Source organism: Paenibacillus ferrarius, assembly GCF_002027705.1.
In the GTDB taxonomy this organism is placed as follows: domain Bacteria; phylum Bacillota; class Bacilli; order Paenibacillales; family NBRC-103111; genus Paenibacillus_E; species Paenibacillus_E ferrarius.
The window spans coordinates 170,845-185,639 of the sequence record NZ_MBTG01000002.1 but is presented as its reverse complement, the minus strand read 5'-3'; the positions used below and the strand labels follow the sequence as shown (position 1 = coordinate 185,639).

General features: G+C 43.4%; 14 protein-coding genes, 1 riboswitch and 1 other annotated feature. Of the genes, 10 read left to right on the top strand and 4 right to left on the bottom strand.

Features of this window, described 5'->3' with window-relative positions; genetic code table 11:
- Positions 1 to 137: 137 nt before the first annotated feature.
- Both BC351_RS03595 and BC351_RS03590 read right to left on the bottom strand, forming a co-directional pair.
- Positions 138 to 455, bottom strand: coding sequence for a hypothetical protein (locus BC351_RS03595; RefSeq protein ID WP_244208877.1), 318 nt, complete (start codon positions 453 to 455; stop codon positions 138 to 140).
- A 58-nt stretch (positions 456 to 513) separates the two neighbouring features.
- Positions 514 to 807 carry a DUF3055 domain-containing protein gene (locus tag BC351_RS03590; RefSeq protein ID WP_079409342.1) on the bottom strand — a complete coding sequence of 98 codons (294 nt, stop codon included), beginning with the start codon at positions 805 to 807 and terminating at the stop codon, positions 514 to 516.
- Between the two features lie 197 nt (positions 808 to 1,004).
- Between BC351_RS03590 and BC351_RS03585 the strand changes: the two genes are divergently transcribed.
- Positions 1,005 to 2,018 (top strand): HRDC domain-containing protein, encoded by a 1,014-nt coding sequence (locus tag BC351_RS03585; protein ID WP_158081973.1) that lies wholly within the window; start codon positions 1,005 to 1,007, stop codon positions 2,016 to 2,018.
- 64 nt (positions 2,019 to 2,082) lie between these two features.
- Positions 2,083 to 2,340: a binding site (T-box leader), on the top strand.
- A gap of 53 nt (positions 2,341 to 2,393) precedes the next feature.
- Positions 2,394 to 3,650: a tyrosine--tRNA ligase gene (tyrS, locus tag BC351_RS03580; protein WP_079409428.1), complete on the top strand. Its 1,257-nt coding sequence runs from the start codon at positions 2,394 to 2,396 to the stop codon at positions 3,648 to 3,650.
- Positions 3,651 to 3,727: 77 nt separating this feature from the next.
- Here the strand turns inward: tyrS and corA are convergent, their stop codons facing one another.
- Together corA and BC351_RS03570 are read right to left on the bottom strand one after the other, a co-directional pair.
- The gene (corA, locus tag BC351_RS03575) at positions 3,728 to 4,663 is read right to left on the bottom strand and encodes a magnesium/cobalt transporter CorA (protein WP_079409340.1); all 936 of its coding nucleotides are present in this window, start codon (positions 4,661 to 4,663) and stop codon (positions 3,728 to 3,730) included.
- 305 nt (positions 4,664 to 4,968) lie between these two features.
- Positions 4,969 to 5,196 carry a hypothetical protein gene (locus BC351_RS03570; protein WP_079409339.1) on the bottom strand — a complete coding sequence of 76 codons (228 nt, stop codon included), beginning with the start codon at positions 5,194 to 5,196 and terminating at the stop codon, positions 4,969 to 4,971.
- 240 nt (positions 5,197 to 5,436) lie between these two features.
- Positions 5,437 to 5,565, top strand: a riboswitch (SAM riboswitch).
- Between the two features lie 102 nt (positions 5,566 to 5,667).
- On the opposite strand from BC351_RS03570, the gene metA reads away from it, so the two are divergent.
- The 8 genes from metA to BC351_RS03505 all read left to right on the top strand — a co-directional run bounded on the left by metA (position 5,668) and on the right by BC351_RS03505 (position 14,731).
- On the top strand, positions 5,668 to 6,612 hold the full coding sequence (metA, locus tag BC351_RS03565; protein ID WP_079409338.1) for a homoserine O-acetyltransferase MetA: 945 nt from the start codon (positions 5,668 to 5,670) through the stop codon (positions 6,610 to 6,612).
- Positions 6,613 to 6,648: 36 nt separating this feature from the next.
- Positions 6,649 to 7,818 (top strand): aminotransferase class I/II-fold pyridoxal phosphate-dependent enzyme, encoded by a 1,170-nt coding sequence (locus BC351_RS03560; RefSeq protein WP_079409427.1) that lies wholly within the window; start codon positions 6,649 to 6,651, stop codon positions 7,816 to 7,818.
- Positions 7,815 to 8,987, top strand: coding sequence for an aminotransferase class V-fold PLP-dependent enzyme (locus tag BC351_RS03555; protein WP_079409337.1), 1,173 nt, complete (start codon positions 7,815 to 7,817; stop codon positions 8,985 to 8,987). Before BC351_RS03560 ends, BC351_RS03555 begins: the two co-directional genes overlap by 4 nt.
- Positions 8,988 to 9,122: 135 nt before the next feature.
- Entirely contained in the window at positions 9,123 to 10,259 is a 1,137-nt protein-coding gene (gene mqnC, locus BC351_RS03550; protein ID WP_079409336.1) for a cyclic dehypoxanthinyl futalosine synthase, read from the top strand.
- Between the two features lie 1,134 nt (positions 10,260 to 11,393).
- Positions 11,394 to 12,218, top strand: coding sequence for a hypothetical protein (locus BC351_RS03530; RefSeq protein ID WP_079409332.1), 825 nt, complete (start codon positions 11,394 to 11,396; stop codon positions 12,216 to 12,218).
- Between the two features lie 576 nt (positions 12,219 to 12,794).
- On the top strand, positions 12,795 to 12,977 hold the full coding sequence (locus BC351_RS03520; RefSeq protein ID WP_079409330.1) for a DUF4083 family protein: 183 nt from the start codon (positions 12,795 to 12,797) through the stop codon (positions 12,975 to 12,977).
- 607 nt (positions 12,978 to 13,584) lie between these two features.
- Positions 13,585 to 14,103 carry a DUF2569 family protein gene (locus BC351_RS03510; RefSeq protein ID WP_079409328.1) on the top strand — a complete coding sequence of 173 codons (519 nt, stop codon included), beginning with the start codon at positions 13,585 to 13,587 and terminating at the stop codon, positions 14,101 to 14,103.
- A gap of 19 nt (positions 14,104 to 14,122) precedes the next feature.
- On the top strand, positions 14,123 to 14,731 hold the full coding sequence (locus tag BC351_RS03505; RefSeq protein WP_079409327.1) for a class I SAM-dependent methyltransferase: 609 nt from the start codon (positions 14,123 to 14,125) through the stop codon (positions 14,729 to 14,731).
- Positions 14,732 to 14,795 lie beyond the last annotated feature (64 nt).

The following is a 14,795-nucleotide window of genomic DNA, read 5'->3' as shown; positions in this document are numbered from 1 at the left end:
GCAGGCAGGTGAGGGGATTCTTTCAGCAGCATGGTACGCAGGTTGATAAATGCCTGAGCGGTCTCTTGGTCACTGTGGGAGTGCTGAAAAATAACGCAAAAGAGCCAAACGCTTGATAAACAAACGTTTGGCCCTTTTTATTTAGATGCATTTTCGCTATTCGCGGGTTCATTCCGGTTGTCGTCTTCGCCTGGATAATCCCGTTTAATACCTTCGTGAAGCTCGCGATTCTCGTAAGAGAAACGGTTGGGCGGGCGTTGATCTTCTCGCCATGGCGAGCTTTTTCCAAGGCTTTCGGTAGTCAAATTAGTACCATAAGGACCTTCCGGGAATTCTTCCGGAATAAGATCATTGCGCTGGGATTCAACGGTTTCCAAATCGGTGTAGATATCACGATCCTCAGATATAAAGCCGACTGCTCGTGGTTTCTCGTCTTTTATGGATTCGTTTTTCATGGAAAAAGCCTCCTCTTCAGGGTTGCTCAAGCTTTTTCCAGTGTCCCCCAAGCGGCGCTTAAATATCCGTGAAATGAATGGAACCGATAATTTGCGACAAGAACTCATTCAGTTCCAGTGCTTGTTCTTCATTTAGCTTAAACACGTACTCCAGATATCCTTCTTCAGCCAGATCGTCGGGACCAATAACAGCGCTGCGTCCGGATTGTAAATCAATAACAAGTTTTTTCCCGAAATAACGAGTTGTTGTCATAATGGCAAGATCGAACCGGTGCAAAGCATTGCCTACGAAACAGACGAACCTTGTTGTCGTTTCTTCCTGATGATCGTATAAAAAGTCGTAATCAGACATGAGGGTCCTCCATTCACTTTCTAGTATGTTATTCATTATAACCGAAGTCAGCCTGTCAACAAAACATATCTTGCGCCAAGCTGCCATACATGGTATGATTTGGATATTAGGAAGAGGGAAGCACCTTTTCAGCCTAGCGCTGATTGGGTGCTTTTTCGTTTTCTGAAACTAATCTCGGGATGTTTGGAGGAGAATGGATGAACATTGTATTTGTGAACACGTTAGAGAAGGAAGCGGGGGGTAATCGCGTAATTTCGGCGCAAGTGTCGATTGGGGAAGAGCAAGGGATCTGGAGCGTCTTATGGAGTGAGCCGGATCAGGGGGGCAGGCTGCAGCAGGATCAGTGGTATCAGGGCATGAGCTGGGACGAGATGCTGAGCGCGTTCCGCAATGGACTGAGGGAGAAGGTGCGGGTTGGCTTCCGCCCGTTAGTCAGCACGGATTTGGAATCATCACAAACATTGTCCGGCAAGGCTCGAATGACTCAGATGCTGACCTACTATTGCGAAGAAAATCCAAGCGAAGAGGTATATGAAGAACTGCGAGCGTGGAGAAGGGAGCAAGCTTCCCGCGAAGGGAAAGCTCCATATATACTGGCAACGAACCGTGTGCTGCGCATGATTTCCGTCTTTTTGCCGCAGAGCAAGGAAGAGCTGCAGCAAATTCCGGGGTTTGGCGAACAGAAGACGACGATGTACGCGGCGGATGTGCTTCGTTTCACAGCGGAGTATACACGAGCGAGCGGCTTTCCTCTGGATTGGGTAGCGAAGAACGTAGATACAGCCAAGTTTGAGTCATGGCTTCTTGCCCAGAAGGAGCAGAAGCTGCGCATGGAGCTTGACCGCGAGGTCAGCAAGCGCAAGCTGTTGGAGATCGTTGCAGGCGGGGGCAGCTTGGCTGATCTCCAAGCGGTTCTGACGCTGCCGCGCAGGGAGCTTCTGCTCTGGGTGGAGGAGCTTGATCGGGAAGGCTACGATATGGATCCGCTGGTGGAAGCGGAACTGACATCTGTCCCGGAGGAAGAGCACATCAAGGCATGGAGCGCCTTCGAATCGGAAGGTGACCGTTATTTGAAGCCGGTTCTTCAGCGTATTATGGGGACGGAGGAGCTCAAAGGGAAGGAGCTGGACCGCGCCTACGAATGGCTGCGATTACTGCGTCTGCGTTTTCGCCGGGAGAAGGAGAATCTCGCCTCCCAAGCCGCAAGCTAAGGTTGACAGAGACGGAGTGATTGTGTTTAAATAATCAATAATCTGAATATTAGTCAAAGCGATGACGAACATGGGCAAGGCCCTGAGTAGGAGAAATGCCGCTGCAGCAGAGAGTCGGTGGATGGTGCGAACCGATGCAAGCATAGCTTCGAATTACAGTTCTGAGTTGGTTGAGGGAACATGCTCATTGCGGGCATCAGTAGCTTAAACCCGGCATTCATATGTCGTTATTCAACTAAGTGAAAGAACATACGATGTGGAGATCTCCATGCGTATTTCTTTAATTAGGGTGGTACCGCGAGACAATGTTCTCGTCCCTTTGTGGACGAGGAGATTGTCTCTTTTTGTTTTCTTAGAAGGAGGAATGAAGGTATGATGACATGGCAGCAATTAACGGATGAACAGCAGCAAGAGGTGCAGCGGCAGCTGCATATTATTAAGCGTGGAGCTGCAGATATCGTGCCGGAAGAGGCGCTTAAGCAGAAAGTTATGAAAGCCGTCGTTAGCGGAATTCCGCTAAAGGTAAAGCTGGGACTTGATCCCTCCGCCCCGGATATCCATATCGGTCATACGGTGGTTCTGCAGAAGCTGCGTCAATTTCAGGATTTGGGTCATGAGGTGCAGCTCATTATTGGAGATTTCACAGGGAGGATTGGGGACCCGACGGGTAAATCCGAAACGCGCAAGCAGCTTTCTGAAGAGGATGTGCAGCGCAACGCACAGACGTATCAGACTCAATTGACGAAAATATTGGATCTAAGCAAAACGACTTTTTACTATAACTCCGCATGGCTGGGTGAGCTGAAGTTTGATGATGTACTTAAGCTAGCGGGGAAAGTCACCGTGGCACGTATGCTGGAACGTGATGATTTTGCCAAAAGGTACGCTGCCAATCAGCCGATCCATGTGCATGAGTTTTTCTATCCCTTGATGCAGGGCTATGACTCGGTATCCCTCGAAACGGATATTGAGCTGGGGGGAACGGATCAAACCTTCAATATTTTGATGGGCCGGACGCTGCAGGGAGCCTATGAAATGAAAGAGGGACAGGTCGCTATCATGATGCCGCTGCTTGAAGGACTTGATGGTGTTCAGAAAATGAGTAAAAGCCTGCGTAATTACATTGGCATCGATGAGCATTCGAATGATATTTTCGGCAAAACGATGTCCATTCCGGATACGCTCATGCTCAAGTACTACGAGCTTACAACAACTTTGTCCCATACAGATTTGCAAGAGCTGCGTCAAGGTTTAGAGGAGGGTACGATTCATCCGAGAGATGCCAAGATGAAATTAGCCAAATCGTATGTGAGCATGTATCATGGCGCTCAAGCAGCAGATGAAGCGGAACAGCATTTTATTACGGTGTTTCAAAAGAAGGCTTTGCCAGGTGAGATTGAGGAGCAACTGCTGAGAGTCAATCTGCTGGAAGAAGGACAGATCTCCATTATTCAGCTTCTGGTGGCGCTCGACTTGCAGGCTTCCAATGGGGAAGCAAGGCGCAGTGTGGAACAAGGTGCCGTGAAAATCAATGAGCAGAAAATTGCCGCTATCCATGCGAAAATAACACCGATGGATGGCGATATCGTCCAGGTCGGTAAACGGAAGTTCGTTAGACTCAAGTTGAGCTAGTCATACTCAAAAGGGCTCCTTGTCCGCAGCAAGCTGCTTTCAAGAAGCCCTTATCCTTTGTTCTATTGAGCAGGTACTCATAGCCATTCTTTCTTACGGAACAAAACGTACATGGCAATACCCAGCGCTCCCATAAAAGCTAGCACGATTTCATCGCCGTGGGCGACATGAAGTCCAAGAATATTATCGAAATTCATCCCGAACACACCGGTGATGAAGGTTAAGGGCATGAAAATCGTTGTCAGCGCAGTGAAGACGCGCATAATATCATTCGCTCGGTTAGCGACGCTGGATTGATAGGCTTCTCGCAAGTTGCCCATCAGATCGCGCAGCGTATCGAACGTATCGACAATTTTTACGGCATTTTCATAAATATCGCCAAAATACTTCTGGAGCTGATGGTCAATCAGCCGAAGCTCTTTTTTGCCTAGTGTCCCAATGACGTCTCGCTGAGGCACAAGTACTTTTTTGAGCCAGAGTATTTCGGAACGAAGTCCAATAATTTCATTCAGATGGGATTTCTTCGTGGCCATGAGGATGTCTTCTTCAAGCTTTTCGATCTTCGCTTCAATTCGATCGCCAACCGCGACGTAGTTATCGACGACAAGATCGACGAGATGATAGAGGAACCGATCAGCGCTGTTGACTTCCTCTTCCCAAAGAAAAGGCTTCAAAGCGCGAATTTCATTAATTTTTTGCCGGGTAACCGTAATTATGACATGTTTGCTTAGAAATATATTGAGTGCGCGAAGAAAAATTTCTTCATCATCGAATCGAATGCTGTTAATGACAATGAAATAATGCGAATCATAAATCTCAATCTTAGGACGCTGCTCTTCTTCACTTAAACAATCCTCGACGGCTAGATCATGAAGATGGAACATAGGCTGTAGAAGCTCTAAATCCTCAATCCCTGCGTCAATCCAATAAAAGCCTCTTGTTGGTGGTGTAAGTGCGATAGACACGTCATCTACTAACGTAAATATGCCATCTTGAACCCAACGTGTTTTCATCTGATCCACCCCTTTGAATGGAATCAGTCGGTTAGGTTCATCAATTGCGCGAGGCTACGGATGAAGAAAGAACCGACTGCATTCCTACACTATGAAATTGTTCTCTTAATTTGCCGGTGCAACTCCTCGGTTCTCCGTCCAAACGTATGCCCCCCTTTATCGTCCGTGTCAAATAATACTTGTCTAGTATAACCCTTCGAATATCCTCTTTCAAGACAAAAAGTTTGATTTTCCGCGGGATTTGCTGCTTAGATACAATATGGGAAATAGGCTGGATTCGTGTCAAAAAAATAACCGCCATGAAATTACATGGCGGCATTGAAAATCTTGTTTTTCGTTTCGGTGTAGATTTCAATTATTTCAGAATCTGCTTTCTGGAGCAGCTCCTCTTCACTGGCAGCGCCATAGATGAGATATAGCTGGGCAGCGGCCTCTTCAGCTTGCTGCAAGGTAGGTTTGGACGTCTGAGATAAGGCGAAATAGCGATTTAAGGAAGCGAAGGCGGAGAAATGATCCGATGTTTGGGTTGTCATAATGGACCTCTTTTCTAAGCATCAATTTTGCGTGCGTTGAATGGACATACAGTTTGATATATATGTACCCGTAATCAGCCTCCGTTTAAACATCATCGCTTGATACGATTCGTATCAAGCATAACACAGGTAGACAACCCCTGGCAAATTCTCTCTTATTTATCCCTTTTTACAGCCACAAAACGCCTTGACTTTCCCTGCGTTTATAGCTATGATATTTTTAATCGCATACGTTACATTTTCTTATCAAGAGTAGGTGGAGGGACTAGCCCTATGACACCCGGCAACCGACAAACCTTTGGAAACAAAGGAATGCACGGTGCTAATTCTTGCGGAAACGCGAATCATCGCGAATCTGGGAGATAAGAGAAGGACATTGACTTTGACTTTCCATGGCCTTTCTCTGATCCCAGAGAAGGTCATTTTTGCATTTACAGCCTATATGAACCCTTATGAAAAGGAGTGAACAGGATGCCGATCAAGATTCCAGACAACCTGCCAGCCAAAGAAATTTTAAATCAAGAGAACATCTTCACTATGGATGAATCCGTCGCGTATCACCAGGATATACGTCCACTTCGCATTGCTTTGCTCAACTTAATGCCAACGAAGGAAACGACGGAGACGCAATTGCTGCGTTTGATTGGAAATACACCGCTGCAGGTGGAATTCGTCCTTTTGCATCCCAAAACTCATACTTCAAAGAACACGTCTGCTGAGCACTTGGAAATGTTCTATAAAACGTTTGACGATATTAAAGATGAGAAGCTGGATGGCATGATTATTACAGGTGCACCAGTTGAACAAATGGAATTCGAAGATGTGACGTACTGGGAAGAGTTGACGCAAATTCTGAACTGGAGCAAGCAAAATGTTACGTCCACCTTGCATATTTGCTGGGCAGCACAGGCTGGCTTATATCATCACTTCGGTGTGCGCAAGGTCGCTCTGGATCAAAAGATGTTCGGTGTGTTCCCACATACCGTTGGCGTACCGAATACGAAGCTGCTGCGCGGCTTTGATGAGGTTTTCAATGTCCCTCAATCGCGTCACACGGACATTCAACGTGAAGATATTGTTCGATGTTCGGACTTGGAGATTTTGGCAGAATCCGAAGAATCGGGTGTCTACATCGCGGCGACGCGTGACGGGAAACATATTTTCGTCACAGGCCATTCAGAATATGATGCAGATTCTTTGAAATGGGAGTACGATCGCGACGTAAGCAAGGGGCTTAATATTGAGATTCCGCGCAATTATTACCCGAATAATGATCCAAGCAGGAAGCCTTATAATTCATGGAGAGCCCATGCGAACCTGCTGTTCTCTAATTGGCTGAATTACTACGTGTATCAAGAAACACCTTTTGAATTAAATGTGAACATCAATGAAAGCTGGGCTAGCTCACAATTGTAAAATTGAAACCATATCCCTGAGGAGGAACTCCCGTTGTTGAAAATTGAAAGTCGTCTCGCCCAAATTGGCTCCATTGAAGAGCCTGTTACGGGGGCTGTTAGCTTCCCGATTTACCAAGCTACTGCATTTCGTCACCCGAAGCTTGGTCAAAGCACTGGCTTTGATTATGCTCGTACCAAAAGCCCTACGCGCAAAGTGCTTGAAGAGGCAATCGCTCAGCTAGAATCGGGAGATGCAGGCTTTGCTTGTTCCTCAGGGATGGCCGCCCTGCAAACTATTTTTGCTTATTTTAGCCAAGGGGATCACCTGATTGTGTCCTTGGATTTATATGGTGGTACGTACCGTTTGCTGGAGAAAATCATGTCGCGTTTCGGTGTGACTGCTTCGTATGTGGACACGAATGATTTGGATGGATTGGAAGCGGCCTATCAACCGAATACCAAGGGTTTGGTTATTGAGACGCCGACCAACCCGCTCATGATGATTACAGATCTCGAAATCGTATGTACTTGGGCCCGTAAGAAGGGCATCGTGTCGATTGTTGACAATACATTATTGACGCCATATCTGCAACGACCGATCGAATTAGGCGCAGATATCGTCATCCATAGTGCGACCAAATATTTGGGCGGCCACAATGACGTACTCGCTGGCCTTATCGTGACGAAGGGCAAAGAGCTTTCCGAGCAAATGGCGTTCCTGCACAACTCCATCGGAGCCGTCCTTGGGCCGCAAGACAGTTGGCTCTTGATGAGAGGCATGAAGACACTCGCGCTGCGCATGGAGCGTCATGAGCTGAATGCAACTGCGATTGCGAATTTCTTGCTAGAGCATCCACTCATTGATGAAGTCTTCTACCCAGCGTTGGAATCACACCCTGGTTATGCGATTCAAAATAAACAATCAAGCGGGAATACAGGAATTTTCTCCTTCAAAGTAACGGATGCCAGATTGATTGAACCGATTCTGCGACACATTCAATTGATTGCTTTCGCGGAAAGCTTAGGCGGCGTAGAATCTTTAATGACTTATCCTGCTGTGCAAACCCATGCGGATATTCCGCTTGAGATTCGTCAGCAAATCGGTGTAGACGATCGTCTTCTGCGGTTCTCGGTAGGTATTGAGCATATTGACGACTTAATCGCAGACCTTTCCAACGCTTTAAGTCAAGCACAAGCCGAAATCGAAGGAGAATCCCTTTCATGAACCATCCATCTGATGACAAACGCAAGCCTCAAGGCAAATTCGCAACGAAACTGATTCACTTTGGCGGGGAGATTGATAAGGCGACAGGGGCATCCAGCGTGCCCTTGTACCAAGCCTCGACCTTCCATCAAGCAGATTTGGAAACTTCTCCAGAGTACGATTACACGCGTTCGGGCAACCCGACACGTCAAGCGTTGGAAGACTACATAGCCCTTCTGGAAGGTGGCACACGCGGTTTCGCATTCGCTTCAGGCATGGCGGCGATTTCATCCGCGCTAATGCTGCTATCCCAAGGAGATCACGTTATTTGTACGGAAGATGTATATGGGGGCACTTATCGGTTGCTGACAACGATTATGAGCCGTATGGGCATTGAATCTACGTTCGTAGACATGACCGATATCGCTCAAGTCCGTGCGGCTCTTCGTTCGAACACTAAAGCAGTCTTCATCGAGACACCGTCGAATCCAACACTGAGAATTACCGATATTAGCGAAATCGCCGCTTTTGCCAAAGAACATGATTTGCTGACAATGCTCGATAATACGTTCATGACACCTTACCATCAGCGTCCTATTGAGCTGGGTATTGATATCGTCCTTCACAGCGCTACGAAATTCCTTGGCGGGCACAGTGACGTACTTGCTGGATTAGCTGTAGTGGCTAATGACAGTCTGGGACGCCGGATGAAGCAAATCCAGAATGGCATGGGAAATGTTCTGGGAATTCAAGATTCGTGGCTGCTGATTCGCGGAATGAAAACCTTGCAGGCGCGTATGGAAGCATCTGAAAAAGGGGCCCGCAGACTGGCTCAGTGGCTCTCCGAACAGCCGGATATCGACTTTGTTTACTATCCAGGGCTTCCTAATCATCCTCGTAGAGCGGTACACGAGAAGCAGTCTCTCGGGTATGGCGCTGTCGTTTCCTTCGATGTTGGCTCTGGCGCGCGTGCCAAGCAGCTGCTCAGCAAAGTGCGTATCCCGCTCGTTGCCGTAAGCTTGGGGGCTGTTGAAAGCATCCTCTCCTATCCGGCGATGATGTCCCATGCTGCGATGCCGAAGGAAGTTCGCTTATTGCGAGGCATTACAGACGGACTAGTACGGTACTCCGTTGGCTTGGAAGATATCGAAGATATTATCGAAGATTTGGAACAAGCACTGCGCGGTTAGTGCATCGGTTTTTCGAAAATTAGTCATATTTAAAACGTGTACATCCTCTAGGAAAGCAGCATTTGCTGCTTTTTTGGCATGAATATGATACGATGAATGGATACAAGCTTTTAGAAATTAAAGGAGTGAGTTGCTATGAAACCGATCGATCGCATTTTATATAAAGCGCAGTCAGGCGGACGAATTGATGTAGAAGAATGCATTACGCTGTTCGAATCCGATCAAATAGAAAAAATTGGCGATACAGCCAATCAGATTATGAAGAAATGGCACCCAGACCCGATCACGACCTTCGTTATTGGCCGGAACATTAACTATACAAACATCTGTGATGTATACTGTCGTTTCTGCGCATTCTATCGTGCGCCGGGCTCAGCGGAAGGCTATGTGCTGCCGGATGAAACGATTTTCCAAAAGATTCAAGAAACACTTGATGTAGACGGCACCGAAATCCTTATGCAGGGCGGCACCAATCCGAACTTGCCATTCAGCTACTACACGAACATTCTGCGCGAGATCAAGAAGCGTTTTGACATTACGATGCATTCCTTCTCTCCCGCTGAAATCATGAAAATGAAAGATGTTTCTGACGGTTTATCGTTAGAAGAAGTTATTCGTCAGCTGCATGAAGCTGGGCTTGACTCCTTGCCTGGCGGCGGTGCGGAAATTCTGGATGACCGGACTCGCCGCAAAATCAGCAAACTCAAAGGATCGTGGCGCGATTGGATGGACGTCATGCAAACCGCTCACAAAATCGGCATGCATACTACCGGCACCATGGTGATCGGATTCGGAGAATCCATGGAAGAGCGTGCGCTTCATATGCTGCGCATTCGTGATGCACAGGACGATGTTATTCATCAGAAGCTGAATACACCAGGGTTCCTGGCATTCATCCCGTGGACGTTCCAACCGGATAATACGAACATGAAGGCGGAGAAAGTGACGCCGGAAGAATATTTGAAAACATTGGCGATTAGCCGGATTATGCTCGACAATGTACCGAACTTCCAATCCTCATGGGTCACGATGGGACCTGAGGTTGGGAAGCAGACGCTCAGCTATGGCTGCAATGATTTCGGCAGCACGATGATTGAGGAGAACGTCGTTTCCGCGGCGGGCACAACGCACAAGGTCAACGTGAGCTCGACGCTGGATATCATCCGTCAAGCTGGCAAGATTCCTGCGCAGCGGAATACGAAGTACCAGACTCTGCGTGTGTTTGATGACGTGAATGTGAAGATTGATAAAGATTTCGTGATGCAGAACTAAGGGCGATTCTACTGGGAAATCGGTGAATGAGGTAAATACATCATAGCTTGAATGGCGGGTATGTACTACACATAATGATGTATATACCCTGTTATTCTACTGTAGTAACTACAACGCTTGTCTATCATTAATCCAATTGGAGGGGTTAGTATGGATAAGCGTTCTTTGTCGTCTAGCAGGGACATACGCAGTAGGAAAAGAGCATTATTGTCAAATGAAGGTAATGGTAATGGCATCAAGAATTACATTAAGCTAACTATTCATGATTTGTTTTCAAAATTCATTGAATTAAAACGTTCAGAGGGATTTCCGAATCTAGAAAGAAGGACTTACTTCATGATAAGAAGTATTTCACGGACTTTCTTAAAACTAAGGGATATTCTGAACTCATGGAGGATATAACCACCAGTATTATTCGTGAATGGCTAATCGAAATGCAAGAACAGTATGTTGTGTATCAAACACATGTAAGAGGTGGAAAGCGAAAGAAAGGGTCTTGCACCTAAGATCATAAATGGGCGTATAAAAAACATTAAGCATTTTTACAATGTGATTTTTGAAAATAGGTTATGGGAGAGAAATGAAGCAGCTCCCATCAAACTACTTAAGGAGCCAATAGATACTGTTGAAGGGCTAAATAAAGATCAGGTTAAGGGCAATGCTTTATGGTGAGCCGCTGAGATAGTAACAAAGAATGATTTTATTGATGGTGGTGTTTAATGGTCAAAGAGTCCGTTCAAGCCATTCTGGCTATATTGGTTAGCTTTTTTCTAGCATTTGTCTGGACATTCTTCTCGTATTTCAGTGGACTGATTATCGCCATAGGGAAACCTTTTGAGAGATATGGTTTTGAATTAGTTAAACCAGGGGGTATAGACGGAGCGGCAGTAATTTCTACAGGATTATATCTGTTCGTAATGATATTGATTTCTGTCATTTATTATAAGTTACTTCATTTTAGGGTCTTCGCAATCACTCTATTATTTGCAAGTCTTATCTTTTCATTTCTTGTGTTCGGTATGTTCAGTTCATTACTATGGTTTTGAACGTGTGCTTATTTTAATGCTCATTAGAGCGTCTAGGACGTTAATGCATGGTATAATTTCCCTATTCCCTTTCAAAGGAGTACCAACTATGCATTTGATAATTTTTAACATCTACAATCAATATTATTTCCACGAAATCAGCTTGCAGAAATTATTTTATGTTCAAAGTATGTACCACAAGAAGGACTTAATTGAAAATGAATTTTTGGTTGAAATGGAAAAGGCTATACTACGTGCTAATGGTGATAACATCTACACATCAATTCAATCATCAGGGAACATACATTTTGTAGACATATCTTTAATAAATCGAACAATTGCTCGTTATAATGAAAATGTAACTAGCTACTATGAACCCAACCCTAAATTCCTCTATTTGCTTGAAAATTGGTTAGATGCAAATTTGGTCAAAGCAAAACATAATGATATGAATGACCTATTTAATACCAAGAAAACTTTAGAAGAAGGATACTTTGTTAGAATTAAAGTGCCTGAATCTCCTAATTTTTCCTATCCCATTATTATGGACTTCCAAGACAGTGAAATTGATTATAGCATTGTTTACACTAACAGGTTCACATACAATGCAGGAGCAGGAAGCATTGGTGAAGGAATATTGATTTGGATTGCAAAGAAGTTTGGCGACCTAGCCTTCGATAAACTTAAAAAACACTTAATGAGGGACGGGATAAGTAAAGTTGATTCATTGGGAATAGATAAAATAATTGGATATTTAGAGCATAATTATCAAGTAAGCAGGTTGCATTTAAGAATGAAGGATACTAATACATTGGATAATGGTGATGTACAAGTTGTTTTTGCTACATTTTATCAAGACTTTTCAGTAATATACGATAAGAAATTTGAAATTAAAAGTGTCAAAACCACTGAAAGAACACAGACAAGAATATGATTCCAGAGTAATGTAGATGACCCACTTGGCCTAAGGTGAATAGAAATGATTTATAAACCAAAAAGCATCATCACACACGATGGTGTTTTTCTTATGCCCAAAGGTAAATGGATCAATAAAGGAATTATAAGGTGGCTTAATATCCTTGTTTAAGTCCTTGACAATTTTCTCATTTATATTGTGTATAGACTTGAATTTACCCTGTTCAGCTAAATACTCCAATTGCCTATACTCGTATTTTTTGTAAGAAGTTAAATCCAAATTGAAGTCTTTAACATTATCTTCAAGTAGTTCTTTATTAAACTGTTCAATTTTCTGTTCCCATTCATCTCCTTTGTGTTCAAAAAAACCTCAAGGAAATTCGTTTTTTTCAAAACCCCTCTGTGCGCTTCAAACCAGCGATACTAAACTTAACGATCGATAAATTATCAACTAAAGCATTAATCCAAATGGTACAATAGGGATAAAAAGGAAATAGGGTTTATTACCGATCTTGTTTTGGATATATGGAAAAAAGCTCCCATGCTTTATGTTAACTGATGATTTTACTGATATGTTGAGAGGAGAAAATACTAGATGGCCTTTTCGTTTTCGGTAATAACTGGTTTAATGCAGCTGATTTCGTTACTATTGATAGTATTGCTAGTAGTTGCGTTGATAAGTGGCATAAGATATTTTGATTGGAAGAAGAAAAACGATGTTGAAATGGGTAAAAAGCTTGATAAAGTAATTGAATTGCTTGGTAAGAATAGGTCTTAATATGCAATTTAAGTGCGCAGGGTTGAAAGAGCTATTGCTGGAAGTTCGTTCACTCGTAGCTACTCCCAATACAGACGTTACTTGGTCGAGGTTTAAGGATGTTGATGAAGTACTGGAATGCCTTGACTTATGCATTGAAAATTTAAGGCTAGGGAACAAATCTGCTCTCGGTGAAATAATGTTTCTTTTTGCTCCAACAGGTTCCTTGCAAGAAATATCTATTGCTAGTGGTTGGGGTAACGAGTTTATTGAGATTTCGAGTAGGTTGGATGATAGTATGGCTTCAATAGATTGATTTGCATAGTTAAGTTATCATATTTAGGTAAAAGACATAGATGCAAGCGACATAGTGCGAAAATATCCTAAGAGTTTTATAAGTGCCAGATGGGTAGCAACAATATTGGACTTAATAGTTTAGGTGCGATTATAGAAGTTAAACCTACCTACTAGAAGGACTTCCAGCTGGAATTTCAGTCTTTATAACAAAGGACAAGAAAAGAATTGGAGATATTTTAGCAAATACTTATGTTTTGTATGCTAAAGACGTTAAGAAACACAAGAATTATTCTAATAAGGTTGGCCCAAACATCGAGAGAGAGGTCACAACTTGAAAGAAGCACATATGATCGAATGTCCTTGGTGTGAAGTGAAGTTAGAATCTGGAATGAAGCACTGTCCTGAATGTGAGAATGAAATTGTTGAATTTGAATCTGAGGATAGCATTGATTCAATACCAATAAGAGGATGGCTGCTATTTTACAATGCAACATGCATAATCTCTATATTCTTTATTTGTTATTCGTATTATCTAATTATCAGAGTTGGTATAGCGAATGTTGAAAGGACGAAACAACTAATATTTTTAAGTTCATACAATATAGTTCATTTAATTTGTCTGATAGCTTCTCTGCTATTGATTATGAGCAAGAAAAAGTATGTCCCAAAAGTCATTGTTGGCTTAGAATTTATTAATTTAATTCCATTTGGTGTTAATTTCTTTATGTCATATGAAAGTGCTGTTCAAAGTTCTCTTATGACAGGTGTATCAATAAAAGTGATTTGGATTGGCTTGTGGATCTGCTATTTTTTAATGTCGAAGAGGGTTGAAAAGACGTTTGTTTTATGATGCTGTTAGGAGGAGAAATATGAGCGTTTCGAAGAGTAAAGCTTTAGACGTATGGAATGAGCAATTTAGTAAATTTAAGGAAAAAGGGATTCAATATTCTGAACTGGATTCATGGTTGAAAAGCTACCATCCCATCATAGAGGATAGAGGGTTCAAAAAGGTCCTTGAAATTGGATGTGGTAGTGGGAATGATACAAGATTTTTGGTGGGCAGTGGATTCAATGTGACTGCAACTGATTTTTCAGAGGTTGCGTTGTCAATTATCGAAACTAACATTCCTAGCGTTCAAATATTGCATCATGATACACAAGATAAGTTTCCTTTTGAGGATAATGAGTTTGAGTTTATTGTAGCTAGTTTGTCACTCCACTACTTTGATGATAGCGTATTGAACCGGATATTGGCTGAAGTTAGAAGAATGCTAAGCGATAAAGGACTATTTCTAATACGGTTAAATTCCGTTAATGATGATGATGCGCAAAAAGAGCATGCTATTGATAGGTACTTTTATAGTATTGATTCGTGCAGAGAACTATTAGAGGGATGGAAGGAGATTGAACTAGGCGAACGTGTCATAGATTACTATGGTAAGGAAAAGATCGTAATTGAAGGTTGTTTTGAAAAATAGGATTTTCCTCGGTTTTGTACAAGCTGTCAGTTTGGCTCACTTCGTGTACTTCGGCATATTTCCT

Coding starts and splice junctions, on each gene's coding strand:
- mqnC (WP_079409336.1), top strand. CDS start 9,123: ATGAAACCGATCGATCGCATTTTATATAAAGCGCAGTCAGGCGGACGA.
- metA (WP_079409338.1), top strand. CDS start 5,668: ATGCCGATCAAGATTCCAGACAACCTGCCAGCCAAAGAAATTTTAAAT.
- BC351_RS03570 (WP_079409339.1), bottom strand. CDS start 5,196: ATGACAACCCAAACATCGGATCATTTCTCCGCCTTCGCTTCCTTAAAT.
- corA (WP_079409340.1), bottom strand. CDS start 4,663: ATGAAAACACGTTGGGTTCAAGATGGCATATTTACGTTAGTAGATGAC.
- BC351_RS03585 (WP_158081973.1), top strand. CDS start 1,005: ATGAACATTGTATTTGTGAACACGTTAGAGAAGGAAGCGGGGGGTAAT.
- tyrS (WP_079409428.1), top strand. CDS start 2,394: ATGACATGGCAGCAATTAACGGATGAACAGCAGCAAGAGGTGCAGCGG.
- BC351_RS03520 (WP_079409330.1), top strand. CDS start 12,795: ATGGCCTTTTCGTTTTCGGTAATAACTGGTTTAATGCAGCTGATTTCG.
- BC351_RS03590 (WP_079409342.1), bottom strand. CDS start 807: ATGTCTGATTACGACTTTTTATACGATCATCAGGAAGAAACGACAACA.
- BC351_RS03595 (WP_244208877.1), bottom strand. CDS start 455: ATGAAAAACGAATCCATAAAAGACGAGAAACCACGAGCAGTCGGCTTT.
- BC351_RS03505 (WP_079409327.1), top strand. CDS start 14,123: ATGAGCGTTTCGAAGAGTAAAGCTTTAGACGTATGGAATGAGCAATTT.
- BC351_RS03555 (WP_079409337.1), top strand. CDS start 7,815: ATGAACCATCCATCTGATGACAAACGCAAGCCTCAAGGCAAATTCGCA.
- BC351_RS03530 (WP_079409332.1), top strand. CDS start 11,394: ATGCATTTGATAATTTTTAACATCTACAATCAATATTATTTCCACGAA.